Genomic DNA, 24,531 nt, shown 5'->3' with positions numbered 1-24,531 from the left:
TTCCTAAAACTACGGGAAACGTTTAATCCAGGCTAAACGCACAAAGGCAGCTACGATACCAGCGCCAGAAACGATCAGTGCGTTACCAACCGGTGATAGGGCACCGATAATTGAAATGGTAGCCCCCGCAGCAAGAAATCCTATGAACAGGCAGATAAGTGCCATTAATAGGGCATGTGCGATGGTAGCTGCTTTCCGTGTTGCTAGCCTTGCGATGAATATAACTGCCGGTACAGCAAAGCCTAAAAGCGAGATGTAAGAGGGGATCTGACTGTCCATTTGCTCAACTCTTCATTTAATTGGTTTGTGAATTAAACCGACTTACAAGCCGAAGTGCAAACAGGGTGGGAGTTGCTTGCTTATCTGTGTAGAATTAGCGCCTTGTTTTTACATAGATGATGAGTCATTCAATGAGCAGTACACGCGTTCTTACCGGTATCACGACCACAGGCACCCCGCACATTGGTAACTACCTTGGTGCAATTAAGCCAGCCATTGAAGCGAGCCTTGATCCAAACTCAAGCTCGTTCTTCTTTTTGGCAGACTACCACGCCCTGATTAAGTGTCATGAGCCTGATCGTGTTGCACGTTCAACGCGTGAGATCGCAGCAACCTGGTTGGCGCTAGGTTTGGATACCGATAAAGCGACCTTCTACCGTCAGACCGATATCCCAGAGATTCCAGAACTCACTTGGATCCTTACCTGCATGTGCTCTAAAGGTTTGATGAACCGTGCCCATGCTTACAAAGCTTCCGTTGATGCGAACCGCGACTCAGGTAAAGAGGATCTCGATGATGGCATCACTATGGGTCTATTTAGTTACCCAATTCTGATGGCTGCAGACATTCTTATGTTCAACGCCAACAAGATTCCTGTCGGTAAGGATCAGATTCAGCACATCGAGATGGCGCGTGATATCGCAGGTAAGTTCAACCACACCTACGAGAATCTATTTGTATTACCGGAAGCGCAGGTTGATGAGGAGACTCAGCTAATCCCAGGGTTAGATGGTCGTAAGATGTCTAAGAGCTACGACAACACCATTCCACTGTTTGCCTCTACGGATGAGCTACGCAAACTCATTAACCAGATCAAAACCGATCTGCGTGCCCCTGGCGAACCTAAAGATCCAAACGATAGCACCATCTTCCAGCTATACAGCCTTTTTGCGAATGAGTCTGAAACAGCTTCGATGCGCAACGCTTTCCTTGAGGGTATCTCATGGGGTGATGCTAAGCGTGAATTGCATGAATTCTTGGATGCTAAGATCGCTGAGCCTCGTGCGCGCTACAACGATCTTATGAATAACCTAGATGCTGTCGAGGCTGAGCTCCACAAAGGTGCTGAAAAGGCACGTGCCGAAGCTGCACCTCTGCTTGATAAAGTTCGCATTGCTGCAGGTATTCGTCCACTTACCTATGTCGCGCCAGAAGCTAAGCAAGAGAAAGCGAAGCAGAAAGAGCTTACAGATGAGGAGATTGCACGTATTGAAGAGGGTCGTCGTCGCGCGATTCTTCGTGGTGTGCAAAACCTGCTTGATCAGGTTGCCAACGCTGCAGACCCTGCTGCTGAGGCAAAATCAATCGTTGCTGCCAAAGCAGAAGAGGTTGAAGGGCTTAAGAAGAAGGCTAAGCAGAAAGCTGAGAACGAGCTTGAAGCACTTAAAGCGGAGTGGGCATCGCTGCTCGCTTAATCTTCTGGCTTGATATCTCTCAATGAGCTGATTTAAATGTAGGGATCTAATATAGGTCCCTTTTTTGTACCTAGGAGTTAAGCATGTCGCTAATTGGTAATTTGGCTGCCTGGTCTGCTTACGCTATTTTCAGAAGCCCTCTGGCGCGTCGTTCTAAATGGGTTCACGATAAGACCATGAAGCTCTTCAGGGTTGGAGCTCAGCGCGGCAGTGTGAAAGCCCTCTCGACCTATGGATTCCTACTTCACTTTCGTGGTTCAGATCTAGCCAGCAAAGAGCAGGGCGCATTGTATATTCAAGCTGCCGCCGAACGTGGTGATGCGCGCAGCCAATACCAGATGGGTAAACTCTACGAGGGGGGTTATCCACCTGTGATTTTTAAGATTGCCGATAAAGCCTTTGATAACTACAAAGCAGCTGCCGAGCAGGGACACCCTGTTGCGATACAGCGTATGGTCGATATCTATTCGCAGGGAGAGTTGGGTAGAGAGGTAGATGTAGAGAAGGCCCAGAAGTGGGAGATGAAGCTTGGTTAGAACACCAGTGACTGGCTTTCAGCCTGTCATCAGCTATACCAGCGTCTTCCAGAACCTATATTGCAATTCGAAAGCAGATGACAGGCTAAAGCCAGTCACTGGTGCCCTGTACGAGGGACCTGCCCGTAGGGAAGGCCCCGATACGATCACTCTGCCGAAGTATCCAGCGCAGGGAATGACTTAACCAGCTCATCCACCGCTTTCATCTGAGCCAGGTAAGGCTCTAGCTTCGACAGAGGAAGGGCACAAGGGCCATCACACTTCGCAACGTTTGGATTAGGGTGTGCTTCCAAGAATAGACCTGCAATACCTTGTGAAAGGCCAGCACGTGAAAGCTGTGCAACCAGAGCACGACGTCCATCGGCTGAATCCGAACGGCCACCCGGCATCTGCAGTGCATGAGTAGCATCAAAGATTACAGGGTAGCCAAACTCTTTCATGATGCTAAAGCCAAGCATATCCACCACAAGATTGTTGTAACCAAAGGCGCTGCCACGCTCACAGAGGATAAGCTGATCGTTACCAGCCTCTTCACACTTGGTCAGAATGTGTTTCATCTCATGCGGTGCTAGGAACTGCGCTTTCTTGATGTTAATCACCGCACCGGTTTTTGCCATAGCGACAACGAGGTCAGTCTGGCGTGATAGGAAAGCCGGTAGCTGTATCACATCACAAACCTCAGCGGCTGGTTGGCACTGGAAGGGTTCGTGCACGTCTGTAATAACAGGCACGTTGAAAGTCGATTTTACTTCCTGAAGTATCTTCAAACCTTCATCCAAGCCTGGGCCACGGAAAGAGTTGATAGAAGAGCGGTTTGCCTTATCAAAGCTCGCTTTGAACACATAAGGGATATTCAGCTTGTTGGTCACCTCAACGTACTGCTCAGCAATGGTCATCGCGAGATCACGCGATTCCAATACGTTCATACCACCAAAAAGCACCATCGGCTTATCGTTATTCACATCGATTTGACCGACTTTGATACTGCGCTGTTCCATCGTTGTTCCTTATAAAAATGATTCCGCGATTATAAAGTAACTAGCAGGTATGTTGTAGAACTTAGCTTCAATGTAATTCGAGAGCAGATGACAGGCTGAAGCCTGTCACTGGTGCTTAGGAGCAGCCTTTAACCGCCAATAAACTCGACGATAACTGATTTAGCTAGAAAAGCTGCAAGACCAAGGCCAAGCGCGAAGAAGAGGATGAAGGTGCCGAATTTACCCGCATTAGAGCGTTTGGCAAGGTCGTAGATGATGAAGAATACGAATAGGGCAAATACGGTAATCCCTACGTTAAACATAATCGCTTCCATTTCGGCTAAACGCATCTCAATCTCCCTAACGAGTGTGACACTATTTTAAGGCTTAATCCGCGCTATAACACCGGTCAAAAAGTAAGGTTATTTGGCTAGGATATTTGATTAAGCTGATTGGTAGATAATTTAAAGGCGACACGAGGGTCGCCTTTTTAGTAAAAGAAAAGGAGCGAATATTGAAACTACTCCCACTCCATCGCTTCAAAGATACGTCCCGCATTCTTACCAGCAAGTTCGTCTGCTGTTTCAAGATGCATGTAAGGCGTTTGATCGATTGCATAGGCATCCGAAAGAGTGCCACCTTCATCTAAGATCTCCTGTACCTTGCCGCGCAGATACTCAAGATAACCGCGGGTGTACTTATCGACCTCAACGAAGTTAGTTGGGTCGCCATGACCAGGGACGATAATCATATCTTTTGCCAGTGGCGTGAACTCATTAATCCAAGTCTCTAACCATTCTGCGGTGTTGGTCTCTGGAAAGACTGGCAGCATGCGCTGATGAAAGGCGATATCACCTGCAATGATTACGTTACGTTCTGGAATGATAACTGATATATCACCGGCAGAGTGGGCCGGGCCTAAATGAACCAGCTTCGCTGTTAGACCGCCGAGGTCAAGCTCCATCTCATCTTCAAACACCTCGTCAAAGGGGATGATTGTAGTTCCCTCAGCCCGCTCTTTAAGGATCTCTTTTAGGCTGTTTAAACCGGAAAAGCCGTGGGTCTCAACCTCTTTTGCAGCATCTTTATGTGCAATGATGGTTGCGCCTTGTTCTTTCCAGTAACTATTACCGAGAGCTGCATGTGATTGCCCGTTCTCATCGACTACCCACTTAACAGGAAGGCTCGTTACCTGCTTTATCTCTTCATGCAGTGCTTTGGAGAGTTGGTACGAAGATGAGCCATTGACGACTAGGACGGCATCGTCGCCAATCACATAGCTCAGGTTATTGTTATGGCCTGCATTTTCGTAGGTGTAGAACTTTAGCTGACCGATAGCGGAGTAGATGTTTTCGGCCACTTTCACTGGTTTGCTGTAGAGCTGTGATTCTGGATATTTATCTGCTGGAGTGACTGCAAAAGCGAACGGCGCTGCCGACAGCATTACGGCAATCGTAAGAGGTTTTATAAAACGCATGGTTATTCTCATATTTATATTAGGGACTCTTTGAATATAAACCCGCGATTTATTTTAGTCTATCGAATAGGGACTGCAGTCTTATTAACAACTTGTCGCATAACGAAACTTGAGTGGACCCCTGATACCCCCTCAATACGAGTGATCTTTTCGAGCAGCAGGCGTTGGTAGCCGTCCATATCATTTACGATCACTTTTAACTGATAATCCGCATCCTGCCCGGTGATCAAGAGACACTCTAGAACCTCGGGTAGCTCTGAAACTATACGGTCAAAGTTTGCAAAGCGTTCAGGCGTATGGCGATCCATAGATATCATAAGAATAGCCATAAGGCTCAACCCCATCTTTTTAGCATCAACTATCGCTCGATAGCCGGTAATGATGCCGGTCTCCTCAAGAACTCTGACACGACGAAGACAGGGGGAGGGAGATAGGCCGACTTTATCGGCAAGTTCCTGATTTGAGATGCGTCCTTCATTTTGAATCACCTCTAAAATGGCTCTATCGTATCTATCCATTGCGCAACCTCGAGATAATTGAAATTTTATTGCTTAAATAGTTAATAATTAGCAATAAAATATACATACATATCTATTTTAAAGCAAAGTTAGCAATCATCTGTCGTCAATCTTGGCATATGATACCCAGACTAAATCAATACGCTTTATTAGAGGCAGATATGTTCAACCACACTCGTTACCGTCCAGCGCCGCAGATCAATATTCAGAATCGTCAGTGGCCAAACAAACAGATTACTGAAGCGCCTATTTGGGCATCAGTTGACCTGCGTGATGGTAACCAGGCATTACTGGAGCCAATGACGGTTGAGCAGAAACAACGCTTATGGCGTCTGTTGGTTAAGATCGGTATTAAAGAGATTGAGGTGGGTTTCCCATCAGCTAGCCAGCCGGACTATGACTTCGTGCGTTGGTTAATAGATAACAATGAAATTCCTGCAGATGTAACTATTCAGGTTTTGGTTCAGGCGCGTAAAGAGCTTATAGACCGCACCTACGAAGCGCTTCGTGGTGTGAAGAGCGCTGTAGTACACGTCTACAACTCGACCAGTACAATTCAGCGTGAGCGTGTGTTTAAGCAGGACCGTGAGGGTATCAAGGCGATTGCTACGCAGGGTGCGCAGTGGGTGATGGATGGTGCTAAAGCCTTCCCTGAAGTGAAATGGACCTTCCAATACTCGCCAGAGAGCTTCACTGGTACAGAGATCGACTACGCCGTTGAGGTGTGTGATGCGGTGATGGATGTTTGGCAGCCTAACGCTGAGAATCGCTGCATCATCAACTTACCCTCTACCGTAGAGGAGTCGACGCCTAATATCTTCGCTGACCAGATTGAGTACTTCTGTTCGCATATTAAGAATCGTGCTGGCGCTATTGTCTCTGTACATACCCATAACGACCGCGGTTGTGCAGTAGCGGCTGCAGAGCTTGCGGTGATGGCGGGCGCTGACCGTGTTGAAGGTACGTTACTAGGAAATGGTGAGCGTACCGGTAACATGGACTTAGTAACAATGGCAATGAACTTATACAGCCAAGGTGTTGATCCTAAAATGGATTTGTCTAATCCGGATGAGATTATTACCACCTTTACTGAGTGTACACGCTTGCCAGTTAGCCCGCGTCACCCTTGGATTGGTGAGTTGGTTTACACAGCATTTTCGGGCAGCCATCAGGATGCAATCCAGAAGTGCTTGCACCGTCAGGGTGAAGATGAGCACTGGCAGGTTGCTTACCTTCCGATCGACCCTAAAGATATTGGCCGTGATTATCAGGCAGTGATTCGCGTGAACAGCCAGTCTGGCAAGGGTGGTATGGCGTTTGTCTTAGAACGTGACTACGGCATCAGTTTGCCACGTTGGATGCAGACCGAACTTGCGCCGATTGTTCAAAGCGCTTCAGAACAGAGCGCCTCTGAAATTGGTAGTGCACAGATATTTGAGATGCTAAAAGAGAACTTTATTGCGGCAACAGATCCGGTGCAGATGAATAGTTACAGCATTGAACGCGATGGTCGGGAACGTTTCAAAGGTGTTTTGAAGATCAAAGGCAAAGACCAAGCGCTTGAGGGTGAAGGTGAGGGCGTTGTAACCGCGTTTCTAGATGGCTGGCAGAAGCTAACCGGTCAAAACGTTAACGTCATTGATTACGCAGAGCACGCAATCGGTAGCGGCAGTGATGCAGATGCAGCAGCTTATTACCTAATCAATGTTGATGGGCAGCGCGTTGTCGGTATGGCGATGGATGGTGATAGCCTTCGTGCATCGATTAATGCATTGATCTCAGCGATCAATCGCTCTTCTGCATCGGCGCAGTTGGCGGCTTAGTCTCTGGAGGACGCTGAAAGGGTGGGGGCAGACCTAGGTCAGACCCCGTCGCACAAGCCTCGCAACAGAGTACCGGTGTCTGGCTTTCAAATTGGTTCTTCTTTCGCGGCTTCACGCTTTGCGTGAATGCGCTCCTACGGTCTATTTCCAGAGTCGCGTAGGAGCGCATTCGCCGTAGGCGAAGCCGCGAAAGAATCTTGATGCATTCTCTCCCCAGCCTCATAATGCCCCCTCACTTAAAAGGGAGAGCACATGGACGTTACCGCTCGATACTACAAACGGTTTGATAAGGTTCGCCTACGTGCACTGGTTATCGTCAGTTTAGCGATACTGCTCTTCCCGCTCTCTGTCTCTGCGACTCTGGTGGCTATTCCTTCTATTGCCTCTGAACTATCTGCATCGGCGCTTTATGCAAGCTGGATCCCATCGATCTTCGTGCTAAGTAGTCTGGTATTCCAGCTTCCAGGTGGTCGTCTCTCTGATCTGGTTGGACTAAAGCGCGCCTTTGTTTGGTCCAATATCCTATTTGCAGTCGGTGGTGTTTTCGGCGCCATCTCACCAACCATCGAACTACTGCTGTTATCTCGTGTAGTACAGGGTGCTGCAGGTGCAATTTTGGCTAGTACCGGTATGGCTATCATCTCACGCGTTTACGAGAGTAAAGGGCGGGGCGTTGCGATTGGTTGGATGACCTCCGCTGTTTATCTGGGGATGACCTCAGGTCCGTTAGTGGGTGGCTTGTTGGTCGATCTCTTTGGTTGGCGCTCGGTATTTCTTATTACAGCACCCTTTGCTCTTTTGGTATTTGTTGCAACAAACCGCTTTATTAAAGGGGAGTGGCGCAGTGCTGATATACACTCTGTTGATTGGCTAGGTGCTGCTATCTTTGCACTTGCGATCTCTGGCCTATTTTTTGGTAGTAGTCACCTGATGGAGCTAAACGGTCTGTTGGTTGTTTCGCTTTCTATTATGCTTTTGTGGATTTTCGTTCGACGCTGTAAGCGTGTAAGTAACCCATTGGTGCGCATCGACCTACTCATTCAAAACACCCCCTTCATACGCTCTGTTACAGCAGCGCTGTTTATGTATGCCAGTGGCTATGGGATTATTTTGGTCCTATCGTTATACCTACAATACAACCGCGGTTTGTCGCCAACAGAGGCGGGGCAGTTGATGATGCTACAGGCCTTGGTTATGACGGTTTGCGCACCTATCTCAGGTCGACTCTCTGATCGGTTAGGGCGCCGCCTGTTGGCGACGCTTGGGTGTATCGCTATCTCCATTGGTCTTGCGATTCTCACCTTCATGGATACACAGATGCCTCTCACGACCATCGCTGTAGCGATCTTCTTTGTGGGCTTAGGGCACGGTATCTTCTCCACCCCCAATAACTCATCGGCTTTGGGTGCAATCCCGCCGCAGCGTGTAGGTATAGGGTCTGCGCTAATCAGTTTGGCGCGACAATCGGGGCAGTTGTTAGGCACCGCTGTTGTCAGCCTGTTGATGGCGATCTACTTCGGTGGGCGTGCTATCACTTCTGCGGACGCAATGCCTCTTGAGTCAGTAGCGCACTATGCACTTATTGTCTCTTTGGGGATGGCATTAACAGCCGCATGGTTCAGTTGGCGAAGAGATAGTTAAAGGAAAATTGCCCTATATCAGAATGTGAAAGATCTTTCTGAAATGATTGTAGGGAAAGCTGCTCATTTTGTGTCACCGAACATCCATACAGGTTAGAATATGACATTATTTGGCATAACCCAGTATAGGATTTCAGATGTCGCAGATTTCTCTAGGTTTAGATCAGTTACTAGATACTGAACAGTTCATCAATCGCCACCTTGGCTCCAATGAATCTGAACAGGCCACCATGTGCAATACCCTTGGTGTTGCTGATCGTGCACAGCTAATCAAAGAGACTGTGCCGGCATCCATCCTAATTAATACCCCCTTGGCGGTACCTGCGCCCGTTACCGAAAGCGCTGCTCTTAGCGAGTTACATGCGCTGGCTAAAAAGAATCAGGTCAATACCAACTTCATCGGCATGGGCTACTACGGTACAAAGGTACCAGGTGTGATTCTACGAAACGTACTTGAGAATCCAGCGTGGTATACCGCTTACACACCTTATCAGCCAGAGATCTCGCAGGGTCGTCTAGAAGCACTCCTTAACTACCAGCAGATGGTAATGGACCTTACTGGTATGGATCTTGCCAATGCTTCGCTTCTGGATGAAGCGACAGCTGCGGCTGAAGCGATGACGCTGCTTAAGCGCTCAACACGTAAGAAGTGCGACACCTTCTTTGTTGATGCGCAGGTTCATCCGCAAACAATCGATGTTATCAATACACGTGCTGAGTACTTCGGTATCGAAGTTGTTGTTGATGATGCACTAAACATTGATAAACACGACTGCTTCGGTGCCCTTATTCAGTACCCTGGTTCTGAAGGTGAGATTGTTGATCTAGGTGCTGTGGTTGAGAAGGCGAAAGTGCAGGGTGCTCTGGTAGCCGTTGCCACAGATTTGCTGGCACTGATGCTGCTGAAATCTCCGGGCTCACTTGGTGCTGATGTTGCTCTTGGTTCTTCACAGCGCTTTGGTGTGCCAATGGGTTTTGGTGGCCCTCATGCTGCATTCTTTGCCACAAGTGAGAAGCTCAAGCGTTCTGTACCTGGCCGTATTATCGGTGTATCTATCGATTCACGCGGTAATCAGGCATACCGCATGGCGATGCAGACGCGTGAGCAACATATTCGTCGCGAGAAGGCGACCTCTAATATCTGTACTGCGCAGGCACTGCTAGCCAATATGGCAGGTTTCTATGCAACCTATCATGGCCCAAAAGGACTTAACCTGATTGCACAGCGTGTTCACCGCTTCACTCAGATCGTAGCCGCTCATCTTGATGAGGCGGGTATTGCGGTTAATGAGAGCTTCTTCGATACGCTCAGCTTCAATGCTGATCTAGCACTCTACCAGCGAGCCCTGAATGCAGGCATCAATCTGCGTAAAATCAGTGAGACGCGTTTTGGTATTAGTGTCGATGAGTCGCACACCCTTGCTGATATAGCAGCGCTTATTTCTGCACTTACCGATAAGTCTGTATCTGCAGATGAACTGACTCTCACTGGCACTGCTTTTGCTATTCCAGAAGCGCTGCAACGTGACGATGAGGTGCTGACGCATCCAGTATTCAACAGCTACCAGGCAGAGCACGATATGCTGCGCTACCTGAAACGTCTTGAAAACAGAGACTACTCTCTAGTGCACGGTATGATTCCGCTAGGCTCTTGTACGATGAAGCTCAATGCGACCTCAGAGATGGCACCAGTAACCTGGCCAGAGCTCGGGAACATGCACCCATTTGCACCTAAAGATCAGACCCTAGGTTACGCTGAGATGATTAGCCAGCTAGAGAGCTGGTTAGCTGAAATTACCGGTTACGATGCGATGTCGATGCAGCCTAACTCGGGTGCTTCTGGAGAGTATGCGGGTCTTCTTGCTATTCGTAAGTACCAAGAGTCTATTGGCCAGGGACATCGTAATGTCTGTCTAATTCCATCATCTGCACACGGTACAAACCCTGCCTCAGCTGCAATGTTGGATATGAAAGTGGTTGTGGTAGCCTGTGATGATCTTGGTAACGTGGACCTTCCAGATCTTAAAGCGAAACTGGAAGAGCACAGCGATAATCTATCGGCACTTATGATCACCTACCCATCAACACATGGTGTGTTTGAAGAGGCGGTGAGGGAGATCTGTGATTTGACACACCAGCATGGTGGTCAGGTCTACATGGATGGTGCCAACTTGAATGCGCAGGTAGGACTATCTAAACCAGGTGAGATCGGTTCTGATGTATCGCATCTTAACCTTCATAAAACCTTTGCTATCCCTCACGGCGGTGGCGGCCCTGGTATGGGCCCAATAGGGGTTAAATCACACCTTGCCCCTTTCTTGGCAAGCCATAAGGTTGCTCCAATTGATGGCCTTAATCCTGACAATGGAGCTGTTGCTGCCGCACAGTATGGTTCTGCATCGATTCTACCGATCACCTGGATGTACATTCGAATGCTGGGTGCTAAAGGTCTGCGCGAGTCGACAGAGCTTGCAATCTTAAATGCCAACTACATTGCAACCCGCTTAGAAGCCTACTATCCAGTGCTTTATCGTGGCACTCAGGGCCGTGTAGCACATGAGTGTATTATCGATATTCGTCCACTTAAAGAGGCGACAGGTGTCTCGGAAGAGGATATCGCTAAGCGTCTGATGGACTATGGATTCCATGCACCGACCATGTCTTTCCCAGTGCCTGGCACACTCATGGTCGAGCCAACAGAGTCGGAGTCAATTGATGAACTGGATCGTTTCATCGATGCAATGATTAAGATCAGAGGTGAAATCGCTGAAGTTGAGCAAGGTGTAATCGCAGTTGAAGCTACAGCGCTTAAGGCAGCTCCGCATACCCTTGCAGACATCACCGATCTTGAGTGGAATCGAGCTTACACGAAGGAGCAGGCGGTATTCCCATCTCGTCAGACCAAAGAGGCTAAATTCTGGCCGTCAGTAAACCGTATCGATAACGTATACGGCGACCGAAACTTTGTCTGTACTTGCCCTCCAGTGAGCGATTACCAGGAGTAATTCACGGTTTAATTCTCATTAGAAATTAAAAAGGTCAGATGCGCAGAGCTCTGGCCTTTTTTTCATCACACCCCTCTGAAATAAGTTGGATTTATCGAGCCATTTAACTTGCAAGTTTTTAATAGTGAACTACTTTTAATCTATAAGTATTTAAGGATTTAAGGCGATGACGAGCGGTTTCCTACTTTCAACGTTTAGACGTTTTGCTGCAGCTGCAGTTATTGGCGCGGTTATGGGCATCAGTTATCTCTACCTAATTGATCAACAGGAGCAAGAGACGATCCAATCAGTTAATGATGATCTGGTTGCTTCGCTGCAAAAATCCTTAAAACACAAACTTAACTTTCTCTCCACAGATCTTTCAGAGATTCTTAGCAGTGCCGCGCTAGCGAACTACGTTAACTCACCAGCAACAGAGTCTAAAACTGATCTGAGTAGTTACTTTAGTATGTTTGCCTCTGTAAGCCGCCGTTACGATCAGATCCGTTTTCTTTCAGCTACTGGGGTTGAGAAGGTCCGCATCAATTACGCAAATGGGATCTCAAAAATTGTTTCAGATGCAGAATTACAAGATAAATCTGACCGATACTACTTTTCTGAAACACTTGGCCTGCCAAAGTTTACCAGTTTCGTTTCAGATTTTGACCTGAATGTGGAGGGTAATCAGGTTGAATTGCCCCATAAGCCGATGATTAGACTCAGCCACAAGATTTACAGTGCTAATGGAGCCTTTGCAGGGGTTTTGGTACTCAATTATCTAGGCCAGCCTTTGATAGATGAATTAGAGATTGCAAAGGCCTTTCCAGGTCAATTGACGCTACTTGATGATAAGGGTAACTGGATATTTGATGAGCAGGGTACGCGCAACTGGAACAAGCAGCTTGGAGATCGATCTACTCTCAATCTCCATAATCCCGAAGTTTGGAGTCAATTGACAAGCGATCGTAATGCCTCCTTTGACGTTGGCGATTACACTTACCTTAGTGGCCATATTAGTTACCCTCAGGAGGTATCGCCATCTAGTTCAATCGCAGGGCGTGAGCTCCATATTCTAATTTCATCACCCAAGGGGTTTAATCTTTTAGGTGCATTAAATATCAATAATTTGGGTGTTTACGGTCTCTATTTGATTTTGGCGCTTTTTGCATCCTTACGATGGACCGACTCAATTTATAAGCGTCGTGCAGCGGAAGCTGAACTAGAGCGTGAGCGCTTGGATTATCAAACGCATCTCGAAGAGGAGATTGAGCTTCGTACACACAATTTAGAGATCTCACGTGAGCGACTTGAACTTGCCGCCGATGAGTTAAACCTCGGTATATGGGATATCAACTTAGATCGAAGCGAGTTGAGTTGGAACGAGTGGATGTTCCACATTCATGACCTTGAGATCAGTGATGATATCACCTTTGATGCATGGCAGAAGTTGATCATAGAAAAGGATCGAAGCCGTTTTAATACCGAGCTCAACCTAGCACTTGCAGGTGCGGAGCCATTGGATACCCAAATAGAGATATGTAGCCCAACAACTGCACACATTAAAACTCTGAAGATCCAAGCTTCACGGACTAAGTTAGAGGGTAGGCAGATACTGCTCGGTGTTTTGCGGGATATCACAGCCGAGGTGCTGATCAATCGTGAATTAGAGTTCGCTAAGGATGAGGCTGTTCAGGCGGCTGTTGCGAAAAGTGAATTTCTAGCAAATATGAGCCATGAAATTCGGACGCCACTGAATGCCGTGCTTGGTATGGCCTACCTGCTTGAAAAACCAAATATGCCTGAACAATCTCAGAATATTGGTTCAAAAATCACCAATGCGGGTAAATCACTACTCAGTATTTTGAACGATATTCTCGACTTCTCGAAAATAGAAGCAGGCAAGCTAGAGCTTATTCCTGAATCCTTCTCTATCAGTGGGTTGTTGGACAACCTAGCTGTCATTATGAACCAGTCAGCAGCAGATAAAGCGCTTGAACTTATTATTCAGCCAGACGCTTCACTTAATCGAGTCGTAGAGGCGGATCGTCTGCGTCTTGAACAGGTTCTTATTAACTTGATCGGTAATGCGATTAAATTCACCGATCGTGGCTATGTCTTGGTTCGAGTTGAGACGCTCGCTTCGACTGATGACCGAGTGCGATTGAGGTTTAGTGTTAAAGATACGGGAATTGGCATGACACCGGAGTCTCAGTCCCGAGTTCTGAAAGCATTTGAGCAGGCTGATGTCTCTATCAATCGTCGGTTTGGTGGAACAGGGTTAGGCCTTGCTATCTCTACTCGTATTCTCGAAAAATTCGGATCAAAACTGGAGATAAGTTCGATAGCAGGTAAGGGGAGCACCTTCTCTTTTGATATTGATCTCTCTTCTGGTTCATCCAACCATCTATCTCTTGAGGAGATTAAAGATCTCAATGTACTAATCGCCGATGATCATGACGTTGCACGAGATGCGCTCGAGTCGATTGTTAACGCTATCGGCTGGCGAAGCGAGATATTTAATGGCGGCCTCCCTGCCTACCATAGGGCGTTAAAAGCTAACTCGCCGGATCTGATTCTACTGGATTGGGATATGCCAGATATGGATGGTTTGACCGTTGCTCGGTTGATCAAATCGGAGCAGTTAAGAAGTAGTTCGCCTATTATCGTGATGGTTACCGCTCTTGGCTCTGAAGAGGTTCGTAACTCTGCAGACTCAATCTATGTTGATGCGGTGCTAGATAAACCCGTTACAGCATCCGCTCTACTGGATGCTGTTATGTCTATCCACAAACCAACAACAGCTAAGAGTGATGAGAGTGAAAATCATCTAGCGGGGCTTAAGTTGTTAGTTGTAGATGATAACGAATTTAACCGCCAGGTTGCTGTAGAGATATTCACTGGAGAAGGGGCAGAGGTATTCAGCGTTGATGATGGGCATGAGGCGGTTGAATTCCTAGCCAACAATGATCACTCAATTGATCTTGTGTTGATGGATATCCAAATGCCTATCATGGATGGTTATGAGGCGACACGTAAGATTAGGCAAGAGCTTAAACTGACTGATCTTCCTATCATTGCACTAACTGCTGGTGCATTTGCTCAGGATAAAGAAAAAGCTCTGCAGTCAGGGATGAATGACTTTATCCCTAAACCACTGGATGTCAAGCGAAGCGTTGCGTTGATTCAACGTTATACCCAAGGCGGCTTAGAGCTTTCACCTAAACAGCCTTCAGCTAATGCAGCGGGGCAAGCTGCCAATAGAATTCTAGACTTAGAGGGTGCGTTAACCATTTGGCGAAGTGAAGAGAAGTTAAACACCTACCTTAAAAAGTTCTTCGATGAGTATAAAACCTTCGTAAGCCGCTTTGCTCGAATGAGTGATATTGAACGAGAGGTTCACAAACTTAAGGGGGCTGCAGGTGCTCTAGGTTTAAAACGCCTATTTGCGACAACTAGTAGTCTGCTTGACTCACTGCGAAGTAGAGGCACGCCAAATGCGCAGAAAATTAATGAATTTGCAGATGTACTTCGCGCAACGCTGAGTCATATAGAGTCGCGCTGCAACATCAAAGTTGTAAGTGACGATCCGCTTGATCTATCTATCGAGCAGCAACTGGAGATTATTGAGAGGGCTCAATCACTTCTTGAAGATAACAATCCCGCGCCGATTTTAGGTGAACTAGTTACTCTTACGGGTATTGTCGATGATGTACTGTTGAGTAAAGCGACTGATGCACTTGAAGCTTTCGATTTTGTAACAGCTAAAGAGCAGATCAATACCCTAAAGGCAGCTGTGATTGCTAATAATCAAATGGGTGAGTAAGCATTATGTTGAGTAAAAGCTCTATCCTGGTAGTTGATGATTCCCCAGCTACACTTGCGAACATTCAAGAGATGCTAAGTGATTCGCCTTATGAACTGGCGTTTGCCAACTCGGGTGAGTCTGCGATGGAGTTTCTTGCTCGTAAAGTACCCGATCTAGTACTACTTGATATCCAAATGGGTGAAATGGGTGGTTTCGAAGTGATGAAGATGATGCACTCAAATCCAGAGCTTTGCGAAATCAAAGTGATTGTGATGACCAGTGCTAACAATCTGGAGACTGAGATTGAGGCGCTTGCATCTGGCGCTTCCGACTTTATACATAAACCCCTTCATCCAGATATATTAAAACTGCGAATTAATAATTTATTAGCGACTGTCCGCACTGAATACCTCGAGCGAACCCATCGAGAAGCGATAGAGATGATCGCTATTGCCGGTCACTATAATGATAACGAAACAGGCGAGCATATCTGGCGTATGGCCGATTATGCGGCGTTGATTGCAGAAGCCGAAGGGTTTTCACCCGAAGAGGTAGAACTCATTCGAATAGCCGCTCCCATGCACGATACAGGCAAAATTGGTATACCCGATGCTGTACTCAAAAAACCAGCTAAATTGGATGCTGATGAGTGGCGTATTATGAAACGTCACACGCAGATCGGTCATCAGATCCTCTCGCGATCTAAAGCGCCAGCCTTTGCGTTAGCATCTCAAATTGCCCTTAATCACCATGAGCGTTTTGATGGAACAGGCTATCCCACTGGCTACAAGGGAAATCAGATACCGCTTATCTCTCGCATCGTAACTCTTGCGGATGTCTATGATGCATTGACCATGGAGAGGCCGTACAAAGAGGCGTGGAGTAGTGATAAGGCGTATGAGTATATAATTGAGGAGTCAGGAAAGCTGTTTGATCCCAAACTGGTTGAGACCTTTATACGAATACGCCCAGAAGTTGAACGTATTCGCATCGCTTATGGTGCTAAAGAGGCGTCTTAAACGCCTTTTTAGTATCAAAGTTCAAACAAACAGAAAGTTCTTAACAAGCTCTTTGCCACCTTCGGTTGCGAAGGACTCTGGATGGAATTGAATGCCGTGGATAGGGTAGTCACGGTGTTTCACTCCCATGATCTCAAATGCACCGCCTGCTTTTAGCTGAAGTCGATCAGAGAATTGATCAGCAGTGAGGTCACCAACCGCTGCCGTAACATCTAAGCACTCTGGTAGCGTTTCAGCCTCAGCAATCAGCGAGTGATAACGCATCACCTCTAACTGGTTAGGTGTATTCGCAAATACCCCTTCCTGATTGTGATTGATAGGACTGATCTTACCATGCATCGGAAGAGGGGCTTTGACCACCTTACCCCCGAAGCAGTGAACGATGCCCTGCATACCTAGACAGACACCAAGCAGTGGTGTTGTTTTGCCAAGCTCTTTAATCACATCCGCACAGACGCCAAAGTAGGCTGGGTCATCCGGTGAACCAGGGCCTGGGGAGATAATGATTCGGTCAGGTTGCTCGGCAGCGACTTGATCAAGGGTCACCTCATCATTACGTTTAACGATGATTTCGAACGACTCAAGGTTACCTTGTTGTACTTCAGACTCGAGTACTTCACCGATAAATTGGTAGAGATTGTAGGTGAAGGAGTCGTAATTATCGATCATGTAGACTTTCATGCGTCAGCCTCCACAATAAACTGATCTAACACTTTTTTAGTCCCGGCAAACTTACGTCGAATCTCTTCATACTCATCTTCGGCATTAGAGTCGTAAACGTTACCGCCACAGGTCTGAACATAAGCTTGTTCGCCATTTGCAAAGACAGTTCGGATTGGAATGGCAAAGGTGCAATCACCGTTAAAGGCAAAGTGACCTACCGCACCACCATAAGGGCCACGGCCATCGGCCTCAAGATCGTTAATGATCTTCATCGCCTCAATCTTTGGTGCACCGGTGAGCGTGCCAGCAGGGAAGTTGCTAGCCAGAGCTGAGAACATATCGTGTTTATCAGAGATAATACCGACAATCTCGCTAGAGATGTGCTGCACATGGCTAAAACGCTTAATATCCATCAGCGAGCGGACTTTAACGGTACCGAAGCGTGCGACACGGCCGATATCATTGCGGTGCAGATCGACAATCATATTGTGCTCAGCAATCTCTTTAGGGTCGTTCAGCAACTTACGCGCCAGTTGCTGATCCTCAATTGGATCAGCACCACGCTTAGCGGTGCCAGCCAGCGGGAAGGTCTCCATCTCGCCTTGGCGTAGTCGGAACAGCAGTTCAGGACTTGCCCCAATGAGCTTCTGGTCACCAAATTTGACATAGTACATCTGCGGTGAAGGGTTCACTTCGCGCAGTTGCTCGTAGATATTGATCGTATCGCCGATAAGACGGAAGCGCTTCTTAAAGCCCACCTCTGTTTGGAAAATCTTACCTTCGATAATGTCCTGCTTAACCTTCATCACAGCATCAGCATGTTCTGCTTGAGTCATCGTGTCGCCAAGATTGTGAATCTTTAGCTCACCGTTTGGCGGGCAGGGTGTAGCCATTATCTCTTCAAGCAGCGCGATACGGCTGTCAGTATAGAAGAAGTAGAATACCTCACCAGTCATCTTGTCGAGTATCAAACCATCTTTAAAGACGCCAAAACGGAAGATATCAAACATCTCGCTGTGCTGAAGATCCAAGCTCGGTTCGAAGTAGTTCATACAGTCGTAACCGATGTAACCCGTTAAACCGCCTGCATATTTCCGCGAGATGATGTTTTGCGGAACAATTTCACGCAGCAGGTAGTAGGGGTTTTCGCTTTCGTAGGTCTCGCGATTGCCAGCACGATCTTCAATGTGGAGATGGCCCTCATCTGCCCAAATGATCTGTTCTGGATCAAAGCCAATTATAGAGTGGCGAGAGATGTAGCTCTCTTCGCCTAGCGACTCTAGCATCACGCAGTTATCAAAACGTTTTTCGATCTTCTTAAAAAGCTCAAAGAAATCGATGTCTGCAGCCAATTTTAGATACTGCGGTTTACGTGGCAGTTCAATTTTGGCGGGTTTTCTACTACTCATTACTCACTCTCTTCAGACTTCAGCACGCGCGAACCTCGCGTCACTGTGGCAATTCCGACACCTAACTGTTTAGCAATTTCGCGTTGCGGCACACCCGCTTCTAACATGCGAAAAATTTGCAAACGTTTACTGATCTCTACTGTTTCACTGGGCGTCAAAAGGCCTTGAAGGGCTTGTGCTAATGCTTCATTTGATTTGCAGCTAAGTAGGTGATCGACCAATTGATCAAAATATTCTGATGTATTCATGTACTAGTACACTAGCACAACGTGTGATGAATCAAAAGCTAAAGTTGTCTCTGTTGAAAAATAAACTTCTCCTGGCCGGCCCAAGGGATTAGAATTCTGCCTTTGTTTTATTAGATTGGAGCTACATCCCCATGGGTCGTGCGTATCAGAACCGTAAGGATTCAATGGCAAAAACTTCCGACATGAACGCGAAGTTGTACAGCCGTTACTCTCGTGAAATTTATATGGTGGCTAAATCGGGTGGTACCGACCCAGATGGCAACCTTGCTCTTCGCTCATTAATGGATAAAGCGAAGAAGGAGCAGGTACCTGGTCACGTTATCGATAAAGCTATCGACAAAGCGAAGGGCGGTGCAGGTGAAGACTTTACTCCGGCACGCTATGAAGGCTACGGTCCTGGCGGTTCTATGGCGATCATTGAGTGTCTAACCGACAACCCTAACCGTACCTTTGGTGATGTGCGTGTCGCGTTTACCAAAACTAAATGTAAGATCGGTACCCAGGGCTCTGTTGCTCACATGTTCGAGCACGCTGCAGTCTTCATGTTCAAGTTTGATGATGAAGAGGCTGTTCTAGAGGCGTTGATGGAAGCGGATGTCGATGTCTCTGATATCGAAGATGAAGATGGCATGCTAACAGTCTTCGCAGCACCAACGGACTACTTCAAAACTAAGACCGCGCTCAATGCTATGGGTATCACTGATTTTGAGATTGAAGAGATTCAATGGATTCCAAACTCATACACTCAGATCAGCGATGAAGACAAAGTCCTGTTCGAAAAGTTCATGAGCATCCTTGATGAGCTTGACGACGTACAGCACGTCTACCACAACGTAGAGATGTAATTTCACGTTGATTTGAGAAAGGCACCCTAGGGTGCCTTTTTTGTTGCGCGTTGATTTTCGCTTCGCCCTAGGGGCTAGCTCGTAGAGCGACGCGATAAAAAATCCCCGTAGGAGCTAGCCCGAAGGGCGAAGCGATCAATATAGGTTAGAACGCAGCTGAAAGGGTGTAGAGCAGGTAACCCGAGTAACCAGCATATGAAGCCACAAGAAGTCCGCCTTCAAATCGGTTGATTCGACGACGTCCCAGGACACCAAAGCCTAGGATGAATAGTGATAGGGTCAACATGCCCATCACTGTCCAGTCACGGTAGAGGGCTTCTGGTTCTAATGCTAGAGGCTGGATAGTGCCCGCTATACCTACAACAGCTAAGGTGTTGAATAGGTTCGAGCCAATAACGTTGCCTATTGCTAGGTCATGCTCATTTTTCTTAACAGCGATAATCGATGAGGCGAGTTCTGGTAGAGAGGTACCAATGGCAACAATGGTTAGACCGATAATCAGATCACTCACGCCCAACGCCATAGCGATATCCACAGCACCCCAGACAAGGATGCGCGAGCTTGCAATCAACATTACTAGACCCGCGACAAGCCAGAATAGCGCGCGATTTAATGGCAGATAGTCGTCATCAGCAAACTCATTAGCGAAGTCACCCTCAAGAGCATCGTTCTTTGAGCGCATGCCGTTGAAAATAGACCATCCCATAATAAATGCAAAGACAACCAGCATGATGATGGCATCAAGTCGGCTTATATTTAGATCATAAATCAGTGCACCAACGAGAAGTGTCGCAAAAGCGAGCAGCGGCAGTTCGGTTTTAAGGATTTGTGACTTAACACTGACTGGGCTTAATAGGGCAGTAATACCAAGAATCAAAGCGATGTTAGTGATGTTTGAACCAAAGCCATTACCGATAGCGAGACCTGGGTTACCCTGAGAAGCCGCCAAACCTGATACAACAAGCTCTGGAGCCGAGGTACCAAACCCAATAATCACCATGCCTATCAAAAGCGTCGGCATACCCATGTGCTTTGCTGTGGCCGCAGCACCATCCACAAACCGATCTGCACTCCATACGAGAAGCACTAAACCAACAATAACAGCCAAAATAGGCAGAAGCATGGATTGATCCTTAATATCAAAAATTGCTGCCAATATGATACCGTAAATCAAATCCCCATACAGCTTGTGCTTTGAAAACTCTCTGGTAAACTGCGCCGCTTCTTATACCGATTTAGGTTGAGTGTCCGAGTGGTCAACAAAATTGTCTGAAACAATTTTGAACAGCCGTAGGGCTGGCCCCGAAGGGGTGAGGGCAAGGATAGCCCGAATAACGAGCACGCCTGGAAAGTGTTTGTAAATTTTGAATTAGGTTGAGTGTCCGAGTGGTCGAAGGAGCACGCCTGGAAAGTGTGTATACGGCAACGTATCGAGGGTTCGAATCCCTCCTCAACCGCCAATAAGTAAATAGCCCCGCATTAGCGGGGCTTTTTGCTTATTAGAAGTAGTTATGAGAACCCGATAAGAGGGTTCGACAAAACACAGAGTGTTTTGGACCGCCGAAGGCGCCCGAAGGGGATTTTCAGCACAGGCTGAAAATAGTCTATCCCTCCTCAACCGCCAATAAGTAAATAGCCCCGCATTAGCGGGGCTTTTTGCTTATCAGAAGTAGTTATGAGAACCCGATAAGAGGGTTCGACAAAATTGTATGGAACAATTTTGAACAGCCTTTAGGCTGGCTCCGAAGGGGATTTTCAGCACAGGCTGAAAATAGTCTATCCCTCCTCAACCGCCAATAAGTAAATAGCCCCGCATTAGCGGGGCTTTTTGCTTATTAGAAGTAGTTATGAGAACCCGATAAGAGGGTTCGACAAAATTGTCTGGAACAATTTTGAACAGCCTTTAGGCTGGCCCCGCAGGGGCGAGGGTATGGATAGCCCGAGTACTAAACGTATGGAACAATTTTGAACAGCCTTTAGGCTGGCCCCGAAGGGGATTTTCAGCACAGGCTGAAAATAGTCTATCCCTCACCAACTGCCATAATCAAATAGCCTCGCTTAAGCGGGGCTTTTTGCTTTTTGGATATATAGAATTTAATCGCGGCTTCGCCTACGGCGAATGCGCTCCTACCCGACCTTAAATAACAACAAAACTGGCACGATACTTGCTTATATCAAATTGATTTTAACTTTATCTATTTGGTTGTAATGAAAAATCTCTCTATACGTGCAAAGACGATTCTGGGTGTGGGCTTCATTGAAATACTGATGCTTGGGCTGTTGTTGGTTTTGATGAATGGTTTTATCAAATCTACCAACTATGAAGCACTTGAGTTACGGGCTAAAACGACCACACAGCTGTTTGCGCAAATGGTGACAGATTCGGTCATGAGTTTTGATTTGGCTACATTGGAAAGTTCGGCTGATGAGCTGTTAAAGAGCGAAGCCATTGCCTATGTACATATTGTTGATGCTAAAAATCGTACGCTGGTCAGTGCTGGCAATCACGAACCATCACCACTCGATCTCACTGTTGAAACCATGCAAGGGTCCATATTTGATGCTGCCGAAGTGATCGCATTCAATGGCAGTCCCTTTGCTACGGTCAAAATCGGTTTTGAAGTAGGCCCTGTATTGGCTGTAATTAAAACTGCAGAACAGTGGGGTATTGGGGTTGCTGTCATTGAGCTTCTTCTAGTAGCGCTTTTTTCATTGCTTCTTGGTCATTATTTAACGCGTAAATTGGATCTGCTAAAGGAGAGCGCTACACGCATTGCTGATGGAGATCTTACTAAAACGATTGATGTGGTTGGTAATGATGAAGTAGACAGAGTGGCCAGAGCATTCGAATGGATGCGTCTCTCGCTGCTCAATGCGCAGAATATGCTATTGAGTGCAAAACATAGTCTTGAGAGCGAAGTCGAGCACCGTACCAAGGAGCTAAGCCATGCAAAATCGTTAGCTGAAGAGACATTGGCGAGGGAATCTGAGGTGTTCGCAATTATAGGCCATGAGATACGTACCCCTTTGGCTGTTATAAAGATGATGATTGATCAGCAGGGCAGCAAAGCGGATATCAAACAAATATCAGAGCAGGTGAACCATACACTCTCCCTGGTGGAAGATATGAGCTTGGTTGCGCGAATTGGGGGTAGGCGCGAATCTGAGATGGTAACCGTCGATTTAGAGCAGCAGTTTAAATTGATTGTGACACCGTTTGTCTCTATGGCAGCTGAGGCGGGAATTGAGCTCACATATAAGAGTGACTGCCCCGTAAATTCTAATACACGACTTCCATTGAAGGGGTTAAGACAATCCCTGACCAATCTCATTAAAAACGCGATTCTACACAGTGATGGAGAGCACATTGAAGTTTCACTCTCGCTCGATCCTTGCGGCGACAATAAAGCCGATCTATGCATTGAGGTTGTCGATGATGGGGTTGGGATACCGGTAGCGCAACGCGAATCTATGTTTGCCCCATTTAAACGTGGCCTTTCTAAAAATGATGGGACAGGCATCGGTTTAAGTGTTTCACGCCAACTGATTGAGCATTGTGGTGGCTCCCTAACCTCAGAGTCTCGTCTTGATGGCGTATCGGGTGGCCGCTTCGTTATTCGCTGTAGAATCGAATTGATCTCGACAGTGAGTGAGGCTCAATCAACTGAGATGGGTAATCCGCTCAAAGGATTGAGAGTTCTGGTAGCGGAGGATAACCCAACGCTACAGCTGCTTACTAAATCTGTACTACAAAAAAGAGAGGCGACTGTCGATGTGGCTGCTGATGGAATTGAAGCGATTAACTATTTCAATACAACAAGTTACGACTTAGTCTTAACTGATTTTATGATGCCGAACATGAACGGTTGTGAGCTTGCACAAGCGCTACGTTCAAACGGGTTCAGCGGTCCCATTATTGGCGTTACAGCCGCTACTGTGGGACAGGAGCGAGAAGATCTAATAGAGTACGGTGTAGATGCTGCACTTAGCAAACCACTCAATTTAGAAGAGCTGAATAAAGCACTTACTGAGTTTTCAAATAAAGCAGCAACGGGGGATATATGAAATTAACAATAAAGGGCACGCTTTGTGCGCTAGGACTCACAGCCACAATGAGTGTGCAAGCGGAACATTTAACCTTCGGTATAGTGCCGCAGCAATCAGCAACTAAACTGGCTGCTCTATGGACTCCGATACTCTCATACCTCTCTACTAAGAGCGGTGTTGAACTAAGTTTTGCTACAGCACCGGATATCCCTACCTTTGAAAAGCGTGTACTTGACGGTGAGTATGATATTGCCTACATGAACCCCTACCACTTTACTTTTTTCAATGAGCACCGCGGATACCGTTCGATGGTGCGTCGTGATGATAAAGGGATTCAGGGTATAGTTGTGGTGCGCAAAGATAGTCCTATCCAATCACTCAATGAACTACAGGGTGAGCGCATTGCGTTTCCTTCACCTGCTGCATTCGCTGCAACGCTGCTGCCGCAGGGTGAACTTGCTAAAAAAGGGATTAATATCGAGCCTGTATACGTCAGTTCGCACGACTCTGTATATCTAAGTGTAGCGGGGGAGTTTTTTAAAGCCGGTGGCGGTATAGGTCGTACCCTTGCAAATACTAAACCTGAAATCAAAGAGCAACTTCGAGTGCTTTGGAAAACTGAAGTCTATACGCCACATGCGGTAGCAGCTCATCCGCGTGTATCGGAAGAGGCGCGTACTAAGATCACTGAGGCGTTTCTTACAATGAACAGAGACCCTAAAGGGCAGGCGCTTTTACAATCGTTATCAATGGGTTCACTTACCGCGGCAAATGATAGTGATTGGGATGATGTACGTTCGTTGAATCTGCATCTGTTGGACTCTCTATTGAAATAGAGATAGGCCA

19 protein-coding genes and 1 tRNA gene are annotated in these 24,531 nt (G+C 47.0%); 11 read left to right on the top strand and 9 right to left on the bottom strand.

From position 1 onward, the window contains the following. Positions 1-9: 9 nt before the first annotated feature. Positions 10-279, bottom strand: coding sequence for a hypothetical protein (locus tag HH196_RS03615; protein WP_169450715.1), 270 nt, complete (start codon positions 277-279; stop codon positions 10-12). Positions 280-410: 131 nt separating this feature from the next. Between HH196_RS03615 and trpS the strand changes: the two genes are divergently transcribed. Both trpS and HH196_RS03605 read left to right on the top strand, forming a co-directional pair. After that, on the top strand, positions 411-1,694 hold the full coding sequence (gene trpS / locus HH196_RS03610) for a tryptophan--tRNA ligase (RefSeq protein WP_169450714.1): 1,284 nt from the start codon (positions 411-413) through the stop codon (positions 1,692-1,694). 83 nt (positions 1,695-1,777) lie between these two features. Beyond that, positions 1,778-2,230 (top strand): tetratricopeptide repeat protein, encoded by a 453-nt coding sequence (locus HH196_RS03605; protein WP_169450713.1) that lies wholly within the window; start codon positions 1,778-1,780, stop codon positions 2,228-2,230. Between the two features lie 146 nt (positions 2,231-2,376). Here HH196_RS03605 and kdsA read toward each other — a convergent pair whose 3' ends face one another. The 4 genes from kdsA to HH196_RS03585 all read right to left on the bottom strand — a co-directional run bounded on the left by kdsA (position 2,377) and on the right by HH196_RS03585 (position 5,202). Next, complete coding sequence (kdsA, locus tag HH196_RS03600; protein ID WP_169450712.1) at positions 2,377-3,228, bottom strand: 3-deoxy-8-phosphooctulonate synthase; 852 nt, start codon at positions 3,226-3,228, stop codon at positions 2,377-2,379. A 128-nt stretch (positions 3,229-3,356) separates the two neighbouring features. Further along, on the bottom strand, positions 3,357-3,557 hold the full coding sequence (locus HH196_RS03595) for a DUF2788 domain-containing protein (RefSeq protein ID WP_169450711.1): 201 nt from the start codon (positions 3,555-3,557) through the stop codon (positions 3,357-3,359). Between the two features lie 170 nt (positions 3,558-3,727). Further along, positions 3,728-4,684: an MBL fold metallo-hydrolase gene (locus HH196_RS03590; RefSeq protein ID WP_169450710.1), complete on the bottom strand. Its 957-nt coding sequence runs from the start codon at positions 4,682-4,684 to the stop codon at positions 3,728-3,730. Between the two features lie 59 nt (positions 4,685-4,743). Then, positions 4,744-5,202: an Lrp/AsnC family transcriptional regulator gene (locus tag HH196_RS03585; protein WP_169450709.1), complete on the bottom strand. Its 459-nt coding sequence runs from the start codon at positions 5,200-5,202 to the stop codon at positions 4,744-4,746. 161 nt (positions 5,203-5,363) lie between these two features. On the opposite strand from HH196_RS03585, the gene leuA reads away from it, so the two are divergent. The 5 genes from leuA to HH196_RS03560 all read left to right on the top strand — a co-directional run bounded on the left by leuA (position 5,364) and on the right by HH196_RS03560 (position 16,473). Continuing rightward, a complete protein-coding gene (gene leuA, locus HH196_RS03580; RefSeq protein ID WP_169450708.1) occupies positions 5,364-7,025 on the top strand; it encodes a 2-isopropylmalate synthase in 1,662 nt (553 codons plus the stop codon). A 252-nt stretch (positions 7,026-7,277) separates the two neighbouring features. After that, a complete protein-coding gene (locus tag HH196_RS03575; protein ID WP_169450707.1) occupies positions 7,278-8,666 on the top strand; it encodes an MFS transporter in 1,389 nt (462 codons plus the stop codon). A 136-nt stretch (positions 8,667-8,802) separates the two neighbouring features. Continuing rightward, the gene (gene gcvP, locus HH196_RS03570) at positions 8,803-11,670 is read left to right on the top strand and encodes an aminomethyl-transferring glycine dehydrogenase (RefSeq protein ID WP_169450706.1); all 2,868 of its coding nucleotides are present in this window, start codon (positions 8,803-8,805) and stop codon (positions 11,668-11,670) included. Between the two features lie 166 nt (positions 11,671-11,836). Continuing rightward, entirely contained in the window at positions 11,837-15,472 is a 3,636-nt protein-coding gene (locus HH196_RS03565; protein WP_169450705.1) for a hybrid sensor histidine kinase/response regulator, read from the top strand. Positions 15,473-15,477: 5 nt separating this feature from the next. Next, positions 15,478-16,473, top strand: a complete 996-nt coding sequence (locus HH196_RS03560) for an HD domain-containing phosphohydrolase (RefSeq protein WP_169450704.1) — start codon at positions 15,478-15,480, stop codon at positions 16,471-16,473. Between the two features lie 21 nt (positions 16,474-16,494). Here the strand turns inward: HH196_RS03560 and HH196_RS03555 are convergent, their stop codons facing one another. From HH196_RS03555 to HH196_RS03545, 3 genes are read right to left on the bottom strand one after another with little or no spacing between them, the layout of a single operon-like run. After that, entirely contained in the window at positions 16,495-17,154 is a 660-nt protein-coding gene (locus HH196_RS03555) for an aminodeoxychorismate/anthranilate synthase component II (protein ID WP_169450703.1), read from the bottom strand. Continuing rightward, positions 17,151-18,545 carry an anthranilate synthase component I family protein gene (locus HH196_RS03550; protein WP_169450702.1) on the bottom strand — a complete coding sequence of 465 codons (1,395 nt, stop codon included), beginning with the start codon at positions 18,543-18,545 and terminating at the stop codon, positions 17,151-17,153. Before HH196_RS03550 ends, HH196_RS03555 begins: the two co-directional genes overlap by 4 nt. Continuing rightward, positions 18,545-18,793 carry a Trp family transcriptional regulator gene (locus tag HH196_RS03545; RefSeq protein WP_169450701.1) on the bottom strand — a complete coding sequence of 83 codons (249 nt, stop codon included), beginning with the start codon at positions 18,791-18,793 and terminating at the stop codon, positions 18,545-18,547. The genes HH196_RS03550 and HH196_RS03545 overlap by 1 nt, the downstream gene beginning before the upstream one ends. Positions 18,794-18,924: 131 nt before the next feature. Here HH196_RS03545 and HH196_RS03540 point away from each other — a divergent pair, with 131 nt between their 5' ends. Next, on the top strand, positions 18,925-19,638 hold the full coding sequence (locus tag HH196_RS03540; protein WP_169450700.1) for a YebC/PmpR family DNA-binding transcriptional regulator: 714 nt from the start codon (positions 18,925-18,927) through the stop codon (positions 19,636-19,638). 145 nt (positions 19,639-19,783) lie between these two features. Here HH196_RS03540 and HH196_RS03535 read toward each other — a convergent pair whose 3' ends face one another. Further along, positions 19,784-20,761 (bottom strand): calcium/sodium antiporter, encoded by a 978-nt coding sequence (locus HH196_RS03535; protein WP_169450699.1) that lies wholly within the window; start codon positions 20,759-20,761, stop codon positions 19,784-19,786. Positions 20,762-21,010: 249 nt separating this feature from the next. Between HH196_RS03535 and HH196_RS03530 the strand changes: the two genes are divergently transcribed. The 3 genes from HH196_RS03530 to HH196_RS03520 all read left to right on the top strand — a co-directional run bounded on the left by HH196_RS03530 (position 21,011) and on the right by HH196_RS03520 (position 24,521). After that, positions 21,011-21,098 (top strand) — tRNA-Ser (locus tag HH196_RS03530). 748 nt (positions 21,099-21,846) lie between these two features. Beyond that, positions 21,847-23,703: a response regulator gene (locus HH196_RS03525; protein ID WP_169450698.1), complete on the top strand. Its 1,857-nt coding sequence runs from the start codon at positions 21,847-21,849 to the stop codon at positions 23,701-23,703. Then, positions 23,700-24,521, top strand: a complete 822-nt coding sequence (locus HH196_RS03520) for a phosphate/phosphite/phosphonate ABC transporter substrate-binding protein (protein WP_169450697.1) — start codon at positions 23,700-23,702, stop codon at positions 24,519-24,521. The genes HH196_RS03525 and HH196_RS03520 overlap by 4 nt, the downstream gene beginning before the upstream one ends. Positions 24,522-24,531 lie beyond the last annotated feature (10 nt).

Origin of the sequence: Marinobacterium sp. LSUCC0821, assembly GCF_012848475.1 — a bacterium.
Taxonomy (GTDB): Bacteria; Pseudomonadota; Gammaproteobacteria; order Pseudomonadales; family Balneatricaceae; genus Marinobacterium_E.
This window is presented reverse-complemented; position numbering and strand designations above follow the sequence as displayed.